Origin of the sequence: Helicobacter pylori (assembly GCF_001998165.1) — a bacterium.
In the GTDB taxonomy this organism is placed as follows: Bacteria; Campylobacterota; Campylobacteria; order Campylobacterales; family Helicobacteraceae; genus Helicobacter; species Helicobacter pylori_DL.
In genome coordinates, this window is sequence record NZ_MTWR01000014.1 from 13,197 (window position 1) to 34,517 (window position 21,321).

The 21,321-nt window shown below is 39.4% G+C and carries 24 protein-coding genes and 1 pseudogene; 15 read left to right on the top strand and 10 right to left on the bottom strand.

Features of this window, described 5'->3' with window-relative positions; genetic code table 11:
- The first annotated feature begins 100 nt into the window (after window positions 1–100).
- Window positions 101–1,009, top strand: a pseudogene (locus BZK24_RS09325) (YaaW family protein).
- 98 nt (window positions 1,010–1,107) lie between these two features.
- Here the strand turns inward: BZK24_RS09325 and flgG are convergent.
- From flgG to pdxJ, 4 genes are all read right to left on the bottom strand, one after another.
- Window positions 1,108–1,896: a flagellar basal-body rod protein FlgG gene (flgG, locus tag BZK24_RS02285; protein ID WP_077656438.1), complete on the bottom strand. Its 789-nt coding sequence runs from the start codon at window positions 1,894–1,896 to the stop codon at window positions 1,108–1,110.
- Window positions 1,897–2,073: 177 nt separating this feature from the next.
- On the bottom strand, window positions 2,074–3,096 hold the full coding sequence (gene tsaD, locus BZK24_RS02290) for a tRNA (adenosine(37)-N6)-threonylcarbamoyltransferase complex transferase subunit TsaD (protein WP_077656439.1): 1,023 nt from the start codon (window positions 3,094–3,096) through the stop codon (window positions 2,074–2,076).
- Window positions 3,097–3,159: 63 nt separating this feature from the next.
- Window positions 3,160–4,083, bottom strand: coding sequence for a 4-hydroxythreonine-4-phosphate dehydrogenase (pdxA, locus tag BZK24_RS02295; protein ID WP_077656440.1), 924 nt, complete (start codon window positions 4,081–4,083; stop codon window positions 3,160–3,162).
- A 1-nt stretch (window position 4,084) separates the two neighbouring features.
- Entirely contained in the window at window positions 4,085–4,873 is a 789-nt protein-coding gene (gene pdxJ / locus BZK24_RS02300; RefSeq protein WP_077656441.1) for a pyridoxine 5'-phosphate synthase, read from the bottom strand.
- A 126-nt stretch (window positions 4,874–4,999) separates the two neighbouring features.
- On the opposite strand from pdxJ, the gene wecA reads away from it, so the two are divergent.
- From wecA to BZK24_RS02320, 4 genes are read left to right on the top strand one after another with little or no spacing between them, the layout of a single operon-like run.
- Window positions 5,000–6,010 (top strand): undecaprenylphosphate N-acetylglucosaminyl transferase WecA, encoded by a 1,011-nt coding sequence (gene wecA, locus BZK24_RS02305; RefSeq protein WP_077656442.1) that lies wholly within the window; start codon window positions 5,000–5,002, stop codon window positions 6,008–6,010.
- On the top strand, window positions 6,007–6,603 hold the full coding sequence (lpxF, locus tag BZK24_RS02310) for a lipid A 4'-phosphatase (RefSeq protein WP_171972373.1): 597 nt from the start codon (window positions 6,007–6,009) through the stop codon (window positions 6,601–6,603). Before wecA ends, lpxF begins: the two co-directional genes overlap by 4 nt.
- Before the next feature lie 9 nt (window positions 6,604–6,612).
- Window positions 6,613–7,041 (top strand): hypothetical protein, encoded by a 429-nt coding sequence (locus BZK24_RS02315; RefSeq protein WP_077656444.1) that lies wholly within the window; start codon window positions 6,613–6,615, stop codon window positions 7,039–7,041.
- A gap of 48 nt (window positions 7,042–7,089) precedes the next feature.
- Complete coding sequence (locus BZK24_RS02320) at window positions 7,090–8,208, top strand: glycosyltransferase family 8 protein (RefSeq protein WP_077656445.1); 1,119 nt, start codon at window positions 7,090–7,092, stop codon at window positions 8,206–8,208.
- 31 nt (window positions 8,209–8,239) lie between these two features.
- Here BZK24_RS02320 and BZK24_RS02325 read toward each other — a convergent pair whose 3' ends face one another.
- Genes BZK24_RS02325 through ribE form a run of 4 tightly spaced genes read right to left on the bottom strand, consistent with a single transcriptional unit; the run spans window position 8,240 to window position 10,787 of the window.
- Window positions 8,240–8,887 carry an ABC transporter permease subunit gene (locus tag BZK24_RS02325; RefSeq protein WP_000625477.1) on the bottom strand — a complete coding sequence of 216 codons (648 nt, stop codon included), beginning with the start codon at window positions 8,885–8,887 and terminating at the stop codon, window positions 8,240–8,242.
- Between the two features lies 1 nt (window position 8,888).
- Complete coding sequence (locus tag BZK24_RS02330; protein ID WP_077656446.1) at window positions 8,889–9,872, bottom strand: methionine ABC transporter ATP-binding protein; 984 nt, start codon at window positions 9,870–9,872, stop codon at window positions 8,889–8,891.
- A gap of 21 nt (window positions 9,873–9,893) precedes the next feature.
- Window positions 9,894–10,166, bottom strand: a complete 273-nt coding sequence (locus BZK24_RS02335) for a FlhB-like flagellar biosynthesis protein (RefSeq protein ID WP_001030214.1) — start codon at window positions 10,164–10,166, stop codon at window positions 9,894–9,896.
- Window positions 10,167–10,787 (bottom strand): riboflavin synthase, encoded by a 621-nt coding sequence (gene ribE / locus BZK24_RS02340; RefSeq protein WP_000491065.1) that lies wholly within the window; start codon window positions 10,785–10,787, stop codon window positions 10,167–10,169.
- Window positions 10,788–10,861: 74 nt separating this feature from the next.
- Between ribE and BZK24_RS02345 the strand changes: the two genes are divergently transcribed.
- The 9 genes from BZK24_RS02345 to mrdA all read left to right on the top strand — a co-directional run bounded on the left by BZK24_RS02345 (window position 10,862) and on the right by mrdA (window position 18,212).
- On the top strand, window positions 10,862–11,626 hold the full coding sequence (locus BZK24_RS02345; protein ID WP_077656447.1) for a TatD family hydrolase: 765 nt from the start codon (window positions 10,862–10,864) through the stop codon (window positions 11,624–11,626).
- An 88-nt stretch (window positions 11,627–11,714) separates the two neighbouring features.
- Window positions 11,715–12,833, top strand: coding sequence for a lytic transglycosylase domain-containing protein (locus BZK24_RS02350; protein ID WP_077656448.1), 1,119 nt, complete (start codon window positions 11,715–11,717; stop codon window positions 12,831–12,833).
- Window positions 12,833–13,777 carry a septal ring lytic transglycosylase RlpA family protein gene (locus BZK24_RS02355; RefSeq protein ID WP_077656449.1) on the top strand — a complete coding sequence of 315 codons (945 nt, stop codon included), beginning with the start codon at window positions 12,833–12,835 and terminating at the stop codon, window positions 13,775–13,777. The genes BZK24_RS02350 and BZK24_RS02355 overlap by 1 nt, the downstream gene beginning before the upstream one ends.
- Window positions 13,774–14,268: a KdsC family phosphatase gene (locus tag BZK24_RS02360; protein WP_077656450.1), complete on the top strand. Its 495-nt coding sequence runs from the start codon at window positions 13,774–13,776 to the stop codon at window positions 14,266–14,268. Before BZK24_RS02355 ends, BZK24_RS02360 begins: the two co-directional genes overlap by 4 nt.
- Window positions 14,243–14,836 (top strand): hypothetical protein, encoded by a 594-nt coding sequence (locus BZK24_RS02365; RefSeq protein ID WP_033589582.1) that lies wholly within the window; start codon window positions 14,243–14,245, stop codon window positions 14,834–14,836. The genes BZK24_RS02360 and BZK24_RS02365 overlap by 26 nt, the downstream gene beginning before the upstream one ends.
- Window positions 14,836–15,387 carry a lipopolysaccharide transport periplasmic protein LptA gene (gene lptA, locus BZK24_RS02370; protein WP_077656451.1) on the top strand — a complete coding sequence of 184 codons (552 nt, stop codon included), beginning with the start codon at window positions 14,836–14,838 and terminating at the stop codon, window positions 15,385–15,387. Before BZK24_RS02365 ends, lptA begins: the two co-directional genes overlap by 1 nt.
- Window positions 15,384–16,010 carry a ribosome biogenesis GTP-binding protein YihA/YsxC gene (yihA, locus tag BZK24_RS02375; RefSeq protein WP_077656452.1) on the top strand — a complete coding sequence of 209 codons (627 nt, stop codon included), beginning with the start codon at window positions 15,384–15,386 and terminating at the stop codon, window positions 16,008–16,010. The genes lptA and yihA overlap by 4 nt, the downstream gene beginning before the upstream one ends.
- 11 nt (window positions 16,011–16,021) lie before the next feature.
- Window positions 16,022–16,465 carry a hypothetical protein gene (locus BZK24_RS02380; protein ID WP_077656453.1) on the top strand — a complete coding sequence of 148 codons (444 nt, stop codon included), beginning with the start codon at window positions 16,022–16,024 and terminating at the stop codon, window positions 16,463–16,465.
- Window positions 16,446–18,212 carry a penicillin-binding protein 2 gene (gene mrdA, locus BZK24_RS02385; RefSeq protein ID WP_077656454.1) on the top strand — a complete coding sequence of 589 codons (1,767 nt, stop codon included), beginning with the start codon at window positions 16,446–16,448 and terminating at the stop codon, window positions 18,210–18,212. Before BZK24_RS02380 ends, mrdA begins: the two co-directional genes overlap by 20 nt.
- A 487-nt stretch (window positions 18,213–18,699) precedes the next feature.
- Here the strand turns inward: mrdA and BZK24_RS02395 are convergent, their stop codons facing one another.
- On the bottom strand, window positions 18,700–19,515 hold the full coding sequence (locus tag BZK24_RS02395; protein ID WP_042631698.1) for a MetQ/NlpA family ABC transporter substrate-binding protein: 816 nt from the start codon (window positions 19,513–19,515) through the stop codon (window positions 18,700–18,702).
- Between the two features lie 144 nt (window positions 19,516–19,659).
- Window positions 19,660–20,256: a peroxiredoxin gene (locus BZK24_RS02400; RefSeq protein WP_000961664.1), complete on the bottom strand. Its 597-nt coding sequence runs from the start codon at window positions 20,254–20,256 to the stop codon at window positions 19,660–19,662.
- Between the two features lie 244 nt (window positions 20,257–20,500).
- On the opposite strand from BZK24_RS02400, the gene BZK24_RS02405 reads away from it, so the two are divergent.
- Window positions 20,501–21,321, top strand: an 821-nt coding sequence (locus tag BZK24_RS02405; RefSeq protein ID WP_077656455.1) for an ABC transporter substrate-binding protein, incomplete at its 3' end; no start/stop codon positions are given.

Below are 21,321 nucleotides of genomic sequence, written 5' to 3' on the forward strand. Positions count from 1 at the left end.
CACTAATCACTAATCACTGATCCTAAAAAAGGGGGTTGGTGGGATTTGAGCGAGCGGTAGGAATAAAATTAAAGGGATTGCATGGCATACAAATAGCGACTTGGAATTTTTAAAGCGATTAAGCTCTAGCGATTTGAAAGATTTGTTTGATGTGCTTGTTTATGATGAAAATGGCACACTAAGAATGAATGAATAATTGACAAGTTCAACAGAATACCAAAGGTATGGTCATGATTACGCCAAATACCCAAGAAGGATCGCTGAAGAATTGCAGCGTTATGGGGGCAATAGTTTCATGAATTTTTTTAGAAACGAAGGGGTCTTATACAAAGAGATTTTGTGCGATGCGTGCGATCATTTAAAGGTTAATTACAATGAAAAATCTGCAACCTCTTTGATTGAGCAAAACATGCTTTCTAAACTTTTGAAAGATAGTTTAGAAAAAATGAGTGGGAGAGAGATTAAAGAACTCACCCATGAATTAGGCATGACAAATATTGATAAAGTGATTGGTGAAAACAAACAAGTCCTAATCGCATCTGTTTTAACGCTGTTTAAAGCGGGCGGCTCTCATTCTTATGCGTTGGCTGTATCTGTTGCAGATGCAATGGTAAGACAAACTCTAGGGCATGGTTTATCGTCTGTGGTGGGTAAAGTAGCGCTTAAGAAAACTCTAGGCATTTTAGCTGGCCCTATTGGTTGGGTCATTACGGGCGCATTAGTGAGCATCAATCTTGCTGGGCCGGCTTATAGGGTAACCGTGCCTGCATGCGTTTTAGTTGCCACCTTACGCAAAAAATTAAAAGCAAAATAAGAAGTAGAACAAGCAAGGCTGAAAGCGGAACAAGAAGCGGATAAAACCAATAAAACATGGTGTCTGGTTATTGTTTTTTGTATTCTCATTGATCTGGCTGTTTTGGCTGTTTTTTTCATAAAAGGAAAACACCAACCAAACAATAACCCAAAAAGCGGTGTTGAAAACCTTAAAAATCCTAGCCACAAGAATTAAAGAATGGCAACAACCGCTCCAAAACACAAAACCACCCCAAGCGCAAAAACAACAAGGGAGCAGAGATTAAAGAGCGTTAAGGAGAGTAAAATCCCCTTTTAGCGTTTGAGGGAATTGACGGTTTGGAGCATGGCATCAGCGGTTTGAATACTTTTAGAATTGGCTTCATAAGCCCTTTGAGCGGTGATTAGATCCGTCATTTCTTCTACCAATCTCACGTTACTAAGCTCCAAAAAGCCTTGCCTTAACTTGCCTAAGCCTTGAGAATCCGGGTTGCCCACAATCGCATCGCCACTAGCGTTGGTGATGGAAAACAAATTATCCCCCATAGAATGAAGCCCCGCCGGATTGACAAAATTAGCTAGCGTGATTTGCCCGATCACATTAGAAGTCGTTTGCAAGCCTTGAGTCACGCTCACCGTGCCATCCACACCGATGTTTACTTGCGTGGTGTCTTCAGGTAAAGTGATTTGAGGGATGAGGAGATAGCCCTCGATTGTTACAAGATTGCCCTGTTCGTCTAGCTTAAAATTCCCGCTTCTTGTATAAGCGGTGGTGCCATCAGGCAATTGGACTTGAAAAAAGCCTTTGCCCGTAATGGCGACATCTAAATTATTTTCCGTTTCTTTAGGGCTGCCTTGCGAAAACATTTTAGTGATCGCGCTAGGGCGCACGCCTAAGCCCACTTCCATGCCATCTGGCGATAAAGTCGTGTTGCTTGTGTTGGTGCCGGCGTATTGCATCGCTTGGTAAAACAAGTCGTTAAAATCCGCACGAGATTTTTTAAACCCGGTGGTATTGACATTGGCGATATTGTTTGAAGTGGTGTCAATGTGCGTTTGTTGGGCGAGCATCCCTGAAGTGGCGCTATAGAGAGAGCGGAGCATTTTTTCCCTTTAAACTAAAACTTAATAACCTAGAATTGTAACCAAAATAAGATTAAATTTGACTAAAACGCTCTTTTTTAACACCCTCTTTTTTAAGCTCTTGCCTCAAAATAACCGATACTTGACGCTATTGATGAATTTTAGGCGTTTTATCATGCACTTTCTTTTTGTATCCATTCACTCAAAACTTTTTAACAGCGTTCTTGGCGAAATGTTAGCCTTTTCTAAAGGGACAAAGCGCTTTTTTTGATAAGCCTCTAGGCTTGATCGCCCTATCATGGCGGCATTGTCGCTGCAAAATTCTAAAGGGGCTAAAACAAGCTTGCAATCAAACTCAGCGCACAAATTTTCAAACGCCTTTCTTAACGCCAAATTTTGGCTTGCTCCCCCCACAATACCAAAAATTTTAGGGCGTTTGATTTTAAAATAGCGTTTAGTCTGCTGAATTAAATGCTCAATCGCTGCGCTTTGAAAATGATAGCCAATCTTTTGCTTGATCGCTTCATTCAAATTATGGACATTTTTTTCAACCTCCAAACGCACCGCATTTTTTAAACCTGAAAAACTAAAAGCCAGATTCGGGCTGTTTTTTAAAGGGACAGGGAACATTAAAGGCTCGTTTGGATGCGCATAATCAAGGGCTAATCTTTCCACTATGGGGCCTCCTGGATAGCCTAAATCAAGCATTTTAGAAACCTTATCAAAACTCTCCCCAAAGCTATCGTCTAAACTCGTGACAACGATTTTAATGTCTTCATAATTTCTAGCCTCTAAAATCAAAGAATGCCCCCCAGAGACTAGCAGCACGCTTAAAGGCATGCGAGTTTGCTTGTCATTGATGAATAGCGAATACACATGCCCTCTCAAATGGTCTTCTAAAATCAAGGGTAAATTCAAAGACAAGCTCAAGGCTTTTGCCATCATCAAACCCTCTATTAAAGTAACGCTCAAACCTGGCTGATTGGTGATAGCGATGGCTTTAAGTTTAGAAAAATCCTTATTCAAGCTGATTTTAACGCGTTCTAATAAGAGCGGCAAATTCTCAGCATGCAGGCGCGACGCAAGCTCAGGCACAACGCCCCCATAAGAGCTGTGGTGCTTTTCTTGAGAGATTTTAAAATGAGCGATAAGTTTAGCGTCCTCTATTCTTGTAAGGGCTAAAGAGCTGTCATCGCAAGAACTTTCAATGCTTAAAATCATGTCTTTATCTTTGAATGGTGTTTTTGCTTGAATTATACTTTGTTGGCTTGTATTTTAAAATCTTTAAGCTAAATATTTGATCGCATTCAAATAGCTTTTGTTGTTCGCTTTGTTTTGATAAGCGATATCAAACGCTGTGCCGTGGTCAGTGGAAGCGCGTAAAATGGGAGCGTTCAAACTCACATTGATGCTTTCATCAAAATAGAGCGCTTTTAAAGGGGCTAGCCCCACATCATGGCTCATGCTCACATAAAAGGGGGTTATCTTGCGTTTATTGGGGGCAAAAGCGCTATCAGCGGGCAGTGGCCCCAAAAAGCATTCAAAACCCAGCGTTTGGTTGCTCTTTTGAATGGCTTTTAAAATCCTTTCATCTTCTTCCCCAAACAAGCCCTCTTCGCCCGCATGGGGGTTAAAGCCACACACTTGAACGATTTTAGCTTGAGTGCTTTTTTGAAACGCTAACAAAAACCGGACCAACGCTCCCACTTGAATGAGCTGAGAAACCGCCCCTAAAGGCACATGGTCGCTAAATAGCCCCACAAAGAGTTTTGAACACCCAAGCATCATGATGATTTGATGATCTTTATAGCGTTGTTTTAAAAAATCGGTATGCCCCACAAAAGGGATTTGAGCTTGTTGCCATGCGAGTTTGTTGATAGGCAAAGTGCAAATGCCATCCACTTCTTTACTATCCGCTAACTCGCAAGCCTTTTTAAAACTCTCAAAACTATACGCCCCGCTTTGAGCGCTGACTTTGCCTATCGTGCTGGAATTTAATAAGGGTAAGGGGGCATCAATAGCGAGCGCATTGAGCGTTTTAGTTTCATAAGCGTTATTTAGCAATTGGTTGGCCCGCTCTAAAAGTTCGCCATCAATGAGATACAACGGCTCACAAAGCGCACTCACTTCCTTATGGCTTTTTAAAATCAACTCTAAGCCTACGCCTTGAATATCCCCGCAACTGATCGCAATTTTCTTTTTAGCCATTTTATCGCTTAATGAGTTGCGCCATTTCTAAAATCGCTTTTTCTAAACCCACTAAAACCGCTTTTGAAATCACGCTATGACCGATATTAAGCTCTCTTAAAGAGGGGATTTTTAACAATTCTTTCACATTAGTGTAATTCAACCCATGCCCAGCACACACCACAATTCCCATAAAAAACGCTTCTTTGCTCATTCTCCTTAATTGCAAAAAGGCGTTGTGCAATTCTTCTTTCAGTTCTTTAGGGCTTTTGTCTTTGAGCGCGCTAATGGCATGGATTTGATTGTTAGCGTTAGAATATAAAGCGTTGTGCAAATTCGCATACACCCCAGTGTGGAACTCCACTTGCTTGACTTGATGCTCCTTTGCAAAATGCAGAGCGTCTTTTAAAGGATCAACAAACAAAGACACTTCAATGCCTTTATTGTGATACGCTCTAATCACTTCCCCCAAACCCTTTAATGAGCAATCCAATCCCCCCTCTGTCGTAACCTCATTTCTGTTTTCAGGCACAATCGTAACCTTACTCGGCTTATTTTTTAAAGAGCATAAGAAATCAGTGATTTCAGCATTGATAGAGCATTCAATGTTGATAGGCAAAGGGCTTATTTCAAGCAGTCTCAAAACGTCTTCATTTTGAATGTGCCGTTTGTCTTCTCTTAAATGGATGGTGATTAAATCCACTTTATGGGTGTTTTTAGCGATAAACAGAGCCTCTAAAATCTCAGGCTCATAAGTCTTTCTTATCTCTCTTAAAGTAACAATGTGATCAATATTCAATCCAAAACGCATGACTATCCTTTATTTTATAATAATGATTTTTGGAATTGTAACATAAAAACCACCCCTTATGCCTATAAGATTTTATCATCAAGCTATCTTTTGCTATAATAGTGAAAATACTAAATCCAATAAAAAGTGTTGTGGGTGCTATATTTTCTAACCAGTCTCTTCGTTTGCTCTTTGATTGTTCTGTGGTCTAAAAAATCCATGCTCTTTGTGGATAACGCTAATAAAATCCAAGGCTTCCATCATGCAAGAACCCCACGAGCCGGGGGGCTTGGGATCTTTCTTTCTTTTGTGTTAGCTTATCTTTTTGAGCCTTTTGAAGCGCCTTTTAAGGGGTTTTTTGTTTTTTTGGGGTTGTTGTTAGTCTTTTTAAGCGGTTTTTTAGAAGACATTAACCTTTCATTAAGCCCCAAAATACGCCTTATTTTGCAAGCCGTAGGGGTCGTTTGCATCATTTCATCAACGCCTTTAGTGGTGAGCGATTTTTCGCCCCTTTTTAGCTTGCCTTATTTTATCGCTTTTTTATTCGCTATTTTTATGCTGGTGGGTATCAGTAACGCTATTAATATCATTGACGGGTTTAACGGGCTTGCATCTGGGATTTGCACGATTACGCTTTTAGTCATTCATTATATAGACCCTAGCAGTTTGTCTTGTTTACTCGCTTACATGGTGCTTGGGTTTATGGTGTTAAATTTCCCTTTAGGAAAGATTTTTTTAGGCGATGGAGGGGCGTATTTTTTGGGTTTGGTGTGCGGGATTTCCCTTTTACATTTGAGTTTAGAGCAAAAAATCAGCGTGTTTTTTGGGCTCAATTTAATGCTTTATCCGGTCATAGAGGTGCTTTTTAGTATCCTAAGGCGCAAAATAAAACGCCAGAAAGCCACCATGCCAGATAACTTGCATTTGCACACCCTTTTATTTAAATTCTTGCAACAACGCTCTTTCAATTACCCCAACCCTTTATGCGCGTTTATCCTTATTCTGTGCAACCTGCCTTTTATTTTAATCAGCGTCTTATTCCGCTTAAATTCTTACACGCTCATTGTCATTAGTCTGGTCTTTATCGCATGCTATTTAATGGGCTATGCTTATTTAAACAAGCAAGTTTGCGCTTTAGAAAAGCGAGCGTTTCAATGAAAAAGCTCAAAAATCTTTTTTTGAGCCTGCTCTTATGGGTATATCCTTTAAGGAGTGAGCCGATCAATGAGGGGGCATACATTTTAGAAGAGATTGGCGATGTGCTTAGGTTTTTGCCTATTTTTGTAGGCACGGTCAGTTTAGCGATGCGCGATTATAGAGGTTTAGGGGAATTAGCGGTCGGCACATTAGTCACTCAAGGAGTGATTTATGGCCTTAAAGGAGCTTTTAGCACCGCCCATAAAGATGGGGCTAGAGTGGGATTTGCTAAACGGCCATGCTGTAATTCTTGGAGAGGCATGCCAAGCGGGCATGCTGGGGGGGTGTTTAGCGCGGCTGGGTTTGTGTATTACCGCTACGGGTGGAAGCCGGCTCTTCCTGTGATCGCTCTTGCAATACTCACTGACGCCAGCAGAGTGGTGGCAAGACAACACACGATCTTGCAAGTTACGATTGGCAGCCTTATCGCATGGGGGTTTGCTTATTTATTCACTTCACGCTACAAACCCAAGCGATGGATGCTCTATCCTGAAATTTCTAGCGACTTTAAGGGCAGTAGCCGCTATGGGGTGAGCTTTTCTTATCAATGGTAAAGGGATAAAATGCTAAAAAAGTTATTGCTCATTTCGCTCTTTTTAGGGTTTTTAAAAGCAGAGGGCGAACATTATGAAATCATCGCTGAGCTTTCCAAGGCTTTTTTGAAAGCCAAAGACGCTTTTATTGCGATCAATAAAACCTATAAAACCTGTATTGAAACCGGGCATGATCGCACCCAAATACGCCTTCAAAGCGCTTTTTTAGAGAACTTGTCTCAAACAGAACAGCAATTTGATGATTATTTTGAGAAGGATTTTAAAAGCGTAGAAGTTTTAAAAACCTTGCTTAAAGACATCCAATCGTTAGAAAAAGCTTCCAACAAACTCGCATGCGTTGCCCCCAAAAACGCTCAAAATTTTGAAATTTTAGAGGGAGCGATAACGCAAATCATAGACTTAGAAAAACAGATGGATAAATTTATCAATAAAAACTAACATAGGCTATGATATAGTTTATTTTCACAAAATCTCCAAGGAAAATTGATGCAACATGAAATCCCTATTGCCTTTGCCTTTGATAAAAACTACCTAAAAACAGGGGCTGTGGCTCTCTACTCTTTATTGCATGCCCATCGTGCAGTTGAAAGGGTATTTTTCAGTATCTATGTATTCTATAGCGGTTTGAATGAAGATGATTTAAACAGGCTCCAAGAAACTATCAAGCCTTTCAAACATTTTGCCGCTTTAAAATGCCAAGATATTAGCGCCACTCTTGATTCTTTGCCCACTATCACGGATAGCGCATGGGTTAATCGCTATTCTAGAATGATACTGGTCAAATACCTTCTCCCTAGTTTATTCCCCCAATACAGCAAAATGATTTGGTCTGATGTGGATGTGGTGTTTTGCAGAGCTTTCGCTGATGATTTTATCGCTTTAGACACAAGCGAATCTTTTCATTTGAGTGGTGTAATAAGTTTAGTATCACAATCAGTTACAGAGGGGTTTTGGTTTTGCAATTTGAATTACATGCGAGAGCACTCTTTCACCCAACAGGTCTTAGAAAAATTTAAAATTCAAGTAATGCGTCCATATTTTAAAGAACCTACATTAATACACCATTTGCATGCTTATATTAAAGAACTTCCATTACACTATTGTGTTTTGCCTTATTATTATCAAGAAGAACTTGATGATTTGAGGCATAAAGCTTCCTTACCCATTCGGTTTGAAATCATCCACCAAGACAAACCCAATGAATTTATCTATCGCCAGCGAATCCCCTATGAGATCTCTCAAATTCAAGACATTCTTTCAAACCCTATTATCATGCACTATGAATCTGATAAAGATGCTCTTGGAATCTACAATGGCAAACCTTGGGAGTTCCCTTTGGGGAATCAATACCACCTGTGGTTAGAGATGCTTGCACACACTCCATTTTGGAAAGACTTCACTCTGGAAATGCAAAAAAAACGCATAGAATACCGAGATATTGCTCAAAAAATCCATTATTTTTCTCAAGATAAGCGTCTTTATGAAGTGAGCATACGCTCCATTAAGGTTTTTGCATCTCATTACTATAATTTAGTGGTCAAAGAACGATGGTCTAAACCGATAAAAATTTTCTTTCAAAAAAAATTTTTTCAAAAAAAGTTCTAATTTGTTGGAATCACAAGGCGAAACCAAATCCCTAATACTTATGCTTTCTTAGGCGTTTCACCACATAATCCCCCACGCTTTGAATGATTTGCACTAAAACAATAATCACGACCACCGCATAAAAAAGCACATCGCCCCTATAACTTTGATAGCCAATCCTAATGGCTAAATCCCCCAAGCCCCCAGCCCCTAACGCTCCCGCCATAGCCGAATAGCCTATTAAAGAAATTAAGGTGATGGTGATATTATTCGCTAAAGAGGGCAAGCTCTCTAAAAGCATCATTTTAACGACTTCCAAATTAGACGCTCCCAAACTTAAAGTGGTTTCAATCTTGCCATGCTCTACTTCCATTAAAGAATTTTCAAAAAGTTTTGCGACAAAAGGAATGGCTGAAATGGCTAGCGGGATAATGCTTGCGCTAGAGCCAATGCTTGTGCCAATCAAAAAGCGCGATAAAGGCAGGAGCAAAATAATGAGAATGATAAAAGGGAAAGAGCGAGTCATGTTGATGGAAGTGTCTAAAATTTTATGCAAAAGGGGCTTGTTTAACAAATGCCCTTTTTTACTCACTAACAATAAAACCCCCAAAGGCAAGCCAAAAACAACCGCCAAAAAGCTCGCCACAAACACCATATAAAGCGTTTCTAGCGTGGCTTGAATGAGCATTTGAGAAATCATTTTAATCCTTTAATTTTTCCACTTGTAAGCCTAAAGCGTTTAAATACTCTAAAGCCCTTTGAATCTCTGTGGTGCTGCCTAAAAACCGCACCACTAAATACCCTATATCTTTAGTCGTAAGCTCTTCAATGTTGCCTGAAATGATGCTCACATCTATTTTAAAACGCCTAATCAAATTAGAAATGATCGGCTCGTCTAAATGCTCCCCTAAAAACACGATGCGATAAATGTCTTGCGATTTTTGATCCCCATGCTCGTTTTTGATGCCAAGCAATTCTTTAGTAACGGCATGTTTAGGGTTAGCAAAAATTTCTTCCACCGAGCCTCTTTCCACGATTTCGCCGCTGCTGATCACGCACATTTGATTGCACAATTCTTTAACCACTTCAATTTCATGCGTGATGAAAACGATGCTCAGATTAAGCTTTTTTTGAATGCCGCTTAGAAGCGTTAAAATAGAATGCGTGGTTTTAGAATCCAAAGCAGATGTGGCTTCATCGCAAAGCAACAAATTAGGGCAATTCGCTAAACTCCTAGCGATCGCCACTCGTTGTTTTTGCCCGCCGCTTAGCTGTTTAGGATAAAAATGCATTTTATCTTCTAGCCCCACTAATTCCAACAATTCATGCACCCTTGATTTAATCTTAGTTTTTTCCCATCGGGCGATTTCTAGAGCGAAAGCGACATTTTCAAACACATCTTTAGCGCTCAATAAATTGAAATGCTGGAAAATCATGCCTATTTTTTGGCGCGCTTTTTGCAATTCTTTAGGCTTTAAGTTTAACAGATTGACCCCATTGACTAACACTTCGCCAGAACTGGGGCGTTCCAAACAATTGATTAGGCGAATGAGCGTGGATTTCCCCGCCCCTGAATAGCCTATCACGCCTAAAATATCGCCTTTTTTCAATTCCAAATTCACGCCTTTTAGAGCATGGAATCCATTTTCATAAATCTTTTCAATGTTTTTTAATTCTACTACCATCGTTTTAACTTTACATCCCGATTACTTGGACATTTGCGCGTTATTTTCCACGCTATTGAGCCATAAAAACACTTGCACCACGCTTTCATACAATTCTTCAGGTATCGCGCAGTCTAATTCCACCTTTAAAAGCGAATCCACCAACATGGGGTTAGAAAAGAGCGCTATGTCGTATTCTTTAGCTTTTTGAATGATCCTTTTAGCCACTTCGCCCACCCCGCTTGCGATCACTTTTGGGGCATGATCTTGCCCCATGTTATAGGCTAGAGCGGCGGCTTTTATGGCTTTATTCATCTAATACCCTAAAGTCAAAGAATCCGCATCATTCCAAGAGAAATTTTTTTCAAACCCTTTTGTTTTTTTCAAAATAGACGCAACGCTGCGGACTAGCATGTCTGTTTCAATATTCACGCGCCGTTTGAGTTTATAAGTCTTAAAAAGGGTGTTTTCTAAAGTATAAGGGATAATCGTTAGCCAAAACCCCTTTTCTTCTACCTTGCTTAAAGTCAAACTCACCCCATCAATGGCGATAGAGCCTTGCTCAACGCACAATAAAAGCGTTTCTTTAGAAGCGCTGATGAAAAAATCCACTTGATTAGAATGTTGAATAATTTTTTCAATGACCCCGATAGCGTCAATATGCCCTTGCACAAAATGCCCATCCAAACTCGCATCGGCTTTTAGGGCTGGCTCAATATGGACTAAATCCTTGTAATTTTCTAACGCTACGCTGTTTTGGGTTTTTTGGCTCAATTCCACGCTAAAATGCGTTTTTGAACTTTCTATGGCGGTCAAACACGCCCCATTAATCGCAATGCTATCGCCAAGCTTGGGATTGAGATCGCTCTCTACGCTTAAAATATTGTTTTGGAAACTTTTCACTTTAGCTATTTGATGGATTAGACCGCTGAACATCGTTAATGATTATTTTCCTTATGTTAAAATGCTTAATTATTGTAACATATTAAATAAAACCATAGGATAAAAGCATGTTTATTGATACGCATTGCCATTTGGATCATAAGGATTATGAAAACGATTTAGAAGAAGTGTTAAAAGAAAGCCTGGAAAAAGGCGTTACTCAATGCGTGATTCCGGGCGCGGACATGAAGGATTTGAATAGAGCAATAGAGATTAGCGAAAAATTTGAAGGCGTGTTTTTTGCCATAGGCGCTCACCCTTATGATGTGGAAAGTTTTGATGAAAGCCTGTTTGAAAAGTTTGTCAGTCATCAAAAATGCGTGGCGATAGGCGAATGCGGACTGGATTACTACCGCTTGCCTGAATTGAATGAAAGAGAGAATTATAAAAGCAAGCAAAAAGAAATCTTTACCAAACAGATTGAGTTTTCTATCCAACACAACAAGCCCTTGATCATCCATATTAGAGAAGCGAGTTTTGATAGTTTGAATCTTTTAAAAAGCTATCCTAAGGCTTTTGGGGTGTTGCATTGCTTTAACGCTGATAGCATGCTTTTAGAATTGAGCGATCGTTTTTATTATGGGATAGGAGGGGTTAGCACTTTTAAAAACGCTAAAAGATTGGTAGAGATCCTCCCTAAAATCCCTAAAAACAGGCTTCTTTTAGAAACGGATTCGCCTTATTTGACCCCACACCCTTTTAGAGGCACCAGGAATAGCCCCACTTATATCCCTTTAATCGCTCAAAAAATTGCCGAAATCATCAACATAGAGACTGAAGAGCTCGCTTCTTTAAGCACGCATAACGCTCAAACGCTCTTTAGTTTCCCCTAAAAATAAGGCTGTGTTAGAAAGCGTTATTCAAGTTTAGCTATAATCAAGGCTATTTTAAAAGCTAGATAGCTATAGTTATTAGGATGCGATGTCAAAAAGAATGAAGTGTTTTAGTCAAAAATGGTTGGTTTTTTTTGTTACCATTTTATTGGCTTCTTTAGGCCATGCGAAAATGGCTTTTGAATCTAATATTGACACCAAAGCGCTAGAGGCTTTTGGGGTTAATGCAGGCTTTTTATCCCAAATGCCAAACGCTTTAAAAAAAATGAATGAAGAAGAAGAATGGAAAAGACTTGTCAAAAGATTTGATGTGAATTACCAGTTCATCCCTATCATCAAAAACATGCTCATAGAAGCGAGCGTGCCGCAAGAATTTTTGTTTTTAGCCATGGCCGAGTCTAAATTTTCATCAAGGGCTTATAGCAGGAAAAAAGCGGTAGGGATTTGGCAATTCATGCCAAGCACGGCTAAAGAATTAGGGCTTAAGGTCAATCATTACATTGATGAAAGAAGAGATCCCATTAAAAGCACTCAAGCGGCGATCACTTATTTGAAACGGCTCTACAAGCAAACCGGGGAGTGGTATTTGGTCGCTATGGCGTATAATTACGGCTTACGCAAAGTTCAAAACGCTATTAAAGCCGCCGGCACTTCGGATATTAAGATTTTGTTGGATGAAGATAAAAAATACCTCCCTAAAGAGACACGAGAGTATATCCGTTCCATTCTAAGCCTGGCGTTAAAATTCAACAGCCTAGACAACCTCAAAGATAAAGAATATCTGCTCAATCGTGGGGCGAGGGTGAGTTTGGTGGGCGTTCCGTTTAAAAGGCACACTTCTTTAGTCCAAGTGGCCAAAAATTTGAATTTGAGTTTAGAAACCTTAAAATCCTACAACCACCAATTCCGCTATAACATTCTGCCCTCTAAAGACCCCACCTACACCGTTTATATCCCTTATGAAAAACTCGCCCTTTTCAAACAACGCCAACTCAAACAAAATAAAAACATTCAAGCGAGTTCAAAAAGCCCTTTTATCACCCATGTGGTCTTGCCTAAAGAAACCTTATCTTCTATCGCTAAACGCTATCAAGTCAGTATTTCCAGTATCCAATTAGCCAATAATCTCAAAGATTCTAATATTTTTATCCACCAGCGCTTAATCATCCCCACTAACAAAAAATTACTCGCTACAAGGGAATTTTAATGGGTTTGGCGTTAAAAAAAGTTTGTTTTTTAAGCGTTATTTTTTTGATTAGCGCTTGTGCGGTTAAAAAAGAGGGAATAAAGAATTTGTCTTATAAGCATGAAAGCTTGCGCGCTTATGAAAACGCTAAAGACTATGACCCGACAACCAAAAAAGCCACCTATAAGCGCAATTTTTTTGAACGCCATTTCAAACACCACACCGATTCGCAAGGTAACAATACAAAACAACCCCTAGATAACGGCATGCGTGATTCTAGCGCGATCCAAAGAGCCACCATGCGCCCTTATCAAGTGGGGGGCAAGTGGTATTACCCCACTAAAGTGGATTTAGGCGAGAAATTTGATGGCATTGCGAGCTGGTATGGCCCTAACTTCCATGCCAAAAAAACCAGTAATGGGGAAATCTATAACATGTATGCCCACACCGCCGCGCACAAAACTTTACCCATGAACACCGTGGTGAAAGTCATCAATGTTGATAATAACTTAAGCACCATTGTGCGCATTAATGATAGAGGGCCTTTTGTGAGCGATCGCATCATTGATTTGTCTAATGCGGCCGCTAGGGATATTGACATGGTTCAAAAAGGCACAGCCAGCGTGCGCCTCATTGTTTTGGGTTTTGGTGGGGTTATCTCCAAACAATACGAGCAATCCTTTAACGCCAACTCTTCAAAGATCTTGCACAAAGAATTTAAAGTCGGCGAGAGTGAAAAAAGCGTGAGCGGAGGGAAATTTTCTTTGCAAATGGGGGCTTTTAGAAACCAAATAGGCGCTCAAACTTTAGCGGATAAATTGCAAGCAGAGAATAAAAATTACAGCGTCAAGGTTGCTTTTAAAGACGATTTGTATAAAGTTTTAGTTCAAGGGTTTCAAAGCGAAGAAGAGGCTAGGGATTTTATGAAAAAATATAACCAGAATGCGGTTTTAACGAGAGAATGATTAAGTTATTGCTTTTAGATGTGGATGGCACGCTCACGGACGGGTCGTTGTATTTTGATGAAAATTTTCACGAAATCAAGGCTTTTAATGTCAAAGACGGGCTTGGCATGACGCTATGGCAAAAATTAGGCAAAAAAATCGCTATCATTACAGGAAGAACTTCAATCATGGTGAAAAAACGCATGGAGAGTTTGGGCGTTCAGTTTGTTTTTATGGGCGTTGAAAATAAAGGCGTGGTTGTGGAGCGGCTCAAAAAAGACTTGCAATTGAGCGCGCAAGAAATCGCATGCGTAGGCGATGATTATAACGATTTAGGCATGTTTAAGGCATGCGCTTTGAGTTTCGCTCCTTTTGATGCACACCCCTTGCTTAAAAGCAAGGCCTATAAAGTGTTGCAAAACTCAGGGGGCAAGGGGGCTGTTAGGGAAGCGATTGATTATCTTTTAACATTAGAAGGCTTGCAAGATGAAGCGCTCAAGTTTTACCTCTAATAGCGTTTTAAACTTTTTTGTGGTTTTGTCTTTCATCACGATAGGGCTAGTTTTTTTCTTTTTGCGTTCCCAACCCACTAGCGTGGTCTCTAAAGAAAATATCCCTAAAATTGAATTAGAAAATTTTAAAGCGTTTCAAATCAACGATAAAATCCTTGATCTGTCCATAGAGGGCAAAAAAGCTTTACAATACGATGATCATGAGATCTTTTTTGATTCTAAAATCAAGCGCTATGATGAAGACACCATTGAAAGCGTTGAATCCCCTAAAGCCAAACGGCAGCAAGATTTGTATTTCTTCCCTAATGGGGTTACTTATAAAAGAAGCGATGATTCTAGTTTTTGGAGTGAAACAGGGATTTATAACCATAAAGAGCAAAATTTTAAAGGCAAGGGCCGTTTCATTCTCACTTCAAAGGACAGCAAGATTGAAGGGCTTGACATTTCTTATTCGCATGCTTTAGCCATTATTGAAGCTCAAAGCATTCAGGCACATTTATTTTTAGATGAAATCAAACAAAGCCAGAAAGAAAAGAAAAAACTCCCCACTTTCAAAGGAGGGTTTTAATGCGTTGGTGGTGTTTTTTGGTGTGTTGTTTTGGTATTTTAAGCGTGATAAGCGCTCAAAAAACAGACAATAAAGGTTTGAAAAAAGAAAGAGAGCTTTTAGAGATTACTGGCAACCAATTTGTAGCGAACGACAAAACCAAAACCGCCGTTATTCAAGGCAATGTGCAGATCAAAAAAGGTAAAGACCGGTTGTTTGCGGATAAGGTGAGCGTGTTTTTAAACGACAAACGAAAGCCAGAGCGCTATGAAGCCACAGGGAACACGCATTTTAACATCTTTACAGAGGATAATCGTGAAATCAGCGGGAGCGCTGACAAGCTCATTTATAACGCACTGAATGGGGAATACAAATTATTGCAAAATGCGGTGGTTAGAGAAGTGGGGAAATCCAATGTCATCACCGGTGATGAAATCATTTTAAACAAAGCTAAGGGTTATGCTGACGTGTTAGGGAGCGCGAAACGGCCCGCTAAATTCGTGTTTGATATGGAAGATATTAATGAAGAAAATCGTAAAGCTAAATTGAAGAAGAAAGGCGAAAAACCATGATCGCCATTAAAGACGCTCATTTTCTCACTTCTTCAGGCCAACTTTCGCAATGCCCTGCGAGCTTGACTTCTGAGATGGTCATTTTAGGGCGTAGCAATGTCGGTAAAAGCTCGTTTATTAATACCTTGTTAGGAAAAAATCTCGCCAAAAGTTCAGCAACGCCTGGAAAAACCCGTTTAGCGAATTTTTTTTCCACCACTTGGGAAGATAAAGAAAACGCCTTAAGGGCCACTTTTAATGTGATTGATTTGCCCGGGTTTGGCTACGCTAAAGCTTCTAAAAGCTTGAAAAAAGAATGGGAGGGGTTTTTATGGGAATTGTTGAGCGTTAGGGTTTCTATCAAACTTTTCATCCATTTAGTGGATGCGCGCCATTTGAATTTAGAAATTGATAAAAACGCTAAAGAAAATATTCAAGCCCTTTTAAGGCCCGATCAAGCCTACCTTTCTCTTTTTACGAAATTTGACAAGTTGAATAAAAACGAGCAACACCGCCTTTTTTTAAACGCTCCTAAACCTTTTTTAATCAATACCACCCATTTTAACGCTCTTTCTTCAAAATACCCAACCCTTGAAATAGTGCGCCAAACCCTTTTAAAATACTTGCTCACTAACCCCTTATAAGCCACAAAACCATGCTCTCTTTAAAACAAGATTCCTTTTTTTTCTTATGCTTAGGGATCTTGGGGTTTTATTTTTATAGCCTTTTGAGAGACTTAATGCCTTTTTTACCCCCAATGATTGGGTTTTTATTCTTGTTTTATGCGAAAAAATACGATCATTTTCTGCCAAGCTTAAGCGTGTTTGGTTGTTTGTTTTGGTTTGAAAGCATGCATTTAAAGACTTTAGGCGTTTTGGCTTTATTGTTTTTAATCTACCATCAAATCGTCTATAAAAACTCTTTAAAGCTTTTTAATGACGGCTTTTTATTCAAAACTTTGCATGTCTTTTTGGTTTATTACCTCTATTTATCGCGCTTTTTTTCGGTGTCTTTGGATTTGAAGATACTCGGTTTTCTCGCTCTTTTTGTGCTCATAGAGAGCGTTTTGTGGGGTTTGTATGAAAAATCTTCGCTATAAGCTTTTACTCTTTGTTTTTATAGGGTTTTGGGGGTTGTTGGTTTTAAATTTATTTATTCTAAGCGTTAAAAATCAAGAATACTATGAAAAACTGGCTGAACGAAACATGACCAAAAAAGAATTTTTAATCCCTACAAGGGGCAATATTACAGACAGAAATGATGAGTTTTTAGCCACTAATGAATTGGTGTTTGGCGTGTTTTTGCCCAGCAGACTGAAACAAAAAGAGCTTTTGGAAAAAATTGAAATCATCCAAAAGTTTTTCCCTAACTTTTCCAAAGAAACGCTTTTAAACAATTACCAAAAAGAAAATTCGCTTTATAACCATAATCTCATTAAAGTGGTGGGATTCATTCCTTATGTCGCCATGCAACCTCTTTATGCCAAACTCATCCAAACTCAAGGCATTTTTGTGCTGCCTTTAGACAAGCGCTACTACCCTAATAACGCTTTAGCTTCGCATGTTTTAGGCTATGTGGGGGTGGCAAGCTTGCAAGACTTGAAAGACGATGAAGAGAATCAATACAGCCAGATTGTAGGCAAAACCGGCATTGAAAAAGAATACAACAAGCTTTTACAAGGCAAGGTGGGCTATAAAATCATGCATGTCAATGCACTCAATCAAGAATTAGCCACCTTAGAGGTCGTGCCACCAAGCACCAATAACCACTTGCAATTGAGTTTAGACAAACGCTTGCAAAAAGAAGCGGACAAGCTCTTTGAAAATAAGAGAGGGGCTATTTTAGTGATGAACGCAGAAAATGGGGAATTGCTCGTTGCAGGAAGTTACCCTGAATACAATTTGAACGATTTTGTAGGCGGAATCAGTCAAGACAAATGGCAAAAACTTCAAGATGATATTTACAACCCCTTATTAAACCGCTTCGCTAACGCCTTGTATCCGCCGGGATCTGTGGTTAAAATGGGCGTGGGCTTGAGCTTTTTAGAAAACCTTCATATCACAGAAAACACCACCATACCCACCCCCCCTTTTATTGAAGTGGGTAAGCGCAAATTCAGAGACTGGAAAAAAACAGGGCATGGCAATTCTAATTTGTATAAAGCCATTAGGGAGTCCGTGGATGTGTATTTTTATAAGTTTGGGCTTGAAATCTCTATAGAAAAACTCTCTAAAACTTTAAGGGAAGTGGGCTTTGGGGAAAAAACGGGCGTTGATTTGCCGAATGAATTTGTGGGGATTGTGCCGGATAATTTGTGGAAACTCAAACGCTTCAATCAAGATTGGCGCGTTGGGGACACGCTCATTACCGCTATTGGGCAAGGCTCTTTTTTAGCCACGCCCTTACAAGTGCTAGCCTATACGGGACTCATTGCGACAGGCAAACTGGCAACGCCTCATTTTGCTATCAACAACCAACAGCCGCTCAAAGATCCCCTAAATAGCTTTCAAAAAAAGAAGCTCCAAGCCTTGAGAGTGGGCATGTATGAAGTGTGTAACCATAAAGACGGCACCGCTTATCATTCCACAAGAGGTTCTAAGGTTACTTTAGCGTGCAAGACCGGCACCGCGCAAGTCGTAGAAATCGCTCAAAACATCGTCAATCGCATGAAAGAAAAGGATATGGAGTATTTCCATCGATCCCATGCGTGGATTACGGCATTTTTGCCTTATGAAAAACCCAAATACGCTATCACTATTTTAGTAGAACATGGGGAAGGGGGGTCAAAACTAGGGGGCTTGTTAGTGAAAATGAGCAATAAACTCTATGAGCTTGGCTATCTTTAATAAAATTCTAAATCTTTTCAAAAACGCATTAACTCAGACGCTAAAGACAATCAGCCAACTTGTTTCCAACTGATTCTATCGCTCTATAACTCACTCAGTCTAATAATTGTTTAAAACTGGTCTTTATTAAAGAACATTCTAAAAGCGTAACTTCAATGAGATTCAGGCTTGCTGTATTTTTGGCTTTATTCTAATCGCATATTGACGGCTAAAGCCTTGTTTAATGTTTTTAAAAAACGGGGTCTTAGTTATTTGGCTTCATCGTTTTAGATTTTATCATGATTTTCTTAAAGGGATAGGGGGTTATTTTGCGCCATTGCTCCCCTTAAGAAATAACGCTTTTAAGAAAGTGTCGCTTGATTAGTGCAAGCTCTTTTCGTTTTATTCTAAAAATACTCTTAGCGTTTTTAATACTCAATGAGAAAAGAGCTTTTGATTAGCACCTAAAGCCCCCATTCATCTTAAAGACGAATTTTATCCAAATGGCTTAAAAAGCCGGGATAATCGCCCCTTTATAGGTATCCAAAATAAATTTCCTGGTCTTTTCACTCTGTAAGGCTTCAATCAGCGCTTTTATGGCTTCATCTTGCGCGTTATCCTCACGAGAGGCTATTAGATTGGCATAAGGCGAGTCTTTGTCTTCTGAAAATAAGGCTCCGGTGAGTTTTGCTTGCAAGGCATAATTCCCTGTTACAATAGCCCCATCCACATCCCCTAAAACTTTAGGCAATAATGCGGCTTCTAAAGGTTTGATTTTGATGTTGTAAGGATTTTTGACAATATCAAACTCCGTAGCGTATAGATTGCTTGGGTCTTTGAGAGCGATAAGGCCTTGTTTATGGAGTAAAATCAACGCCCTGCCTTGATTGGCCGGATCATTTGGCACGGCAATCACTGAGCCTTTTTTAAGGTTTTTAATGTCTGTGATTTTTTGAGAATAAAATCTCAAAGGCTCCACATGGATATTGGCCAAACCAACAAGGTGCATTTTTCTGTCCAAATTAAACCTGTCCAAATAAGGGCGGTGCTGGAAGTAATTCGCGTCTAAAGAGCCGTCATTGAGCGCTAAATTGGGCAACACATAATCCGTAAAAGACACGATCACTAATTTGATCCCTTTCTCTTTCAAATCGTCCACGACTGATTGCAAGATTTGCGCATGCGGCACAGGGTTAGCGCCCACTTTAAGCTCACGAGTGATTTTGTGGTCTTCTTTTTTTTCTTTGTGGTGTTTGGCGTCTAAAAGGTTAAACAAACCTAAAGCAATTACCCCTACACTAATAATACGCTTGAATGCATTCATAAAAACCCCTTTATTAAAAAATTAATTCAAAAATGATAAAAAGATAAAACGATACGAAAATTTTAGAAACTGGCAAAGAATAAAAAGAAAAGGATTCAATCAAGAAAAACGAAGTTTCTCTTGATCAAACAGCGAATCGAACCATCAAAGGTTAATGGAATTTTCTTTAAGATACTCTGCAACGCCTTGGTGAGTTGCTTTCATGCCTTTATCGCCTTTTCTCCAACCTGCTGGGCATACTTCACCATGTTCTTCAAAGTGCAAGAGAGCGTCTACCATGCGAAGCATTTCATCTGCATTCCTACCCAATGGCAAGTCATTGATCACTGCATGTCTTACTTTCATGTTTTTGTCAATCAAAAAAGCTCCTCTCAAAGCGATCGCTTCTTCAAACAGCACATCATAGTCTCTAGAAATGCTCTTAGTAATATCAGCCACCATAGGGAAAGTTACTTGACCAATACCGCCTTTTTCTACAGGGGTGTTTTTCCATGCGAAATGCACTTGTTCGCTGTCAATAGACACGCCAATCACATTAAAGCCTTTTTCTTGGAAGTCTTTCACTCTTTTGTCAAACGCAATGATTTCTGTAGGGCATACAAAAGTAAAATCTTTTGGCCAAAAGAAAAGAATCGCACCGCTCTTACCTAAATTTTTAGAAAGCTCAAAGTGTTCATCAACCTCGTTGTTTCCTAAAACGGCAGGTGCTTTAAAATCGGGGGCAAGTTTTGTAACTAACATATACAACTCCTTAAGTGTTTTAAAATTTTGTTGGATCAAAATTAAACCTAAATTAATTAGATTTAATTTACTATGCTTTCCACTCAATCAGTGGAAACATGGTGGAGTATAATCTTAAAAAGTTAATGAAAGGGTATTTCCTTTTAAATTTTAAGATTTTGTGAAAAATAGTTTCATTTTTAACTGCTTGTATTTCCTTAAATGGTGTTATAATCGTTTCATAAATCATACGAAAGGAATTGTCATGCTGATCGCTCGCTTTAAAAAAGCTTTAATCTCTTATTCTTTAGGTGCACTCATTGTTTCATCTTTATTGGGAGTGGCTAACGCTTCTAATCAAGAAGTTAAAGTCAAGGATTATTTCGGGGAGCAAACCATAAAGCTCCCTGTTTCTAAAATAATCTACTTGGGTAGCTTTGCAGAAGTGCCTGCTATGTTCAATACTTGGGATAGGGTTGTAGGCATTTCGGATTACGCTTTTAAATCTGGTATTGTTAAAGCCACTCTCAAAGATCCTAAACGCATTAAATCCATGAGCAGCGATCATGTGGCGGCTTTGAATGTGGAATTATTAAAAAAGCTTAGCCCTGATCTTGTTGTAACCTTTGTGGGCAACCCCAAAGCGGTAGAGCATGCGAAAAAATTTGGGATTTCATTCCTTTCTTTCCAAGAAAAAACCATTGCAGAAGTCATGGAAGATATTGACGCTCAAGCTAAAGCCTTAGAAATTGACGCTTCTAAAAAGTTGGCTAAAATGCAAGAAACTTTGGATTTTATCAAAGAGCGTTTGAAAGATGTTAAAAAGAAAAAAGGGGTGGAGCTTTTCCATAAAGCCAATAAAATCAGCGGCCATCAAGCCCTTGATTCAGATATTTTAGAAAAAGGGGGCATAGACAATTTCGGCTTGAAATATGTCAAATTTGGGCGCGCTGATGTTAGCGTGGAAAAAATCGTTAAAGAAAACCCTGAGATTATCTTTATTTGGTGGATAAGCCCTCTTAGCCCTGAAGATGTGTTAAACAACCCCAAATTTGCTACCATCAAAGCCATTAAAAACAAACAAGT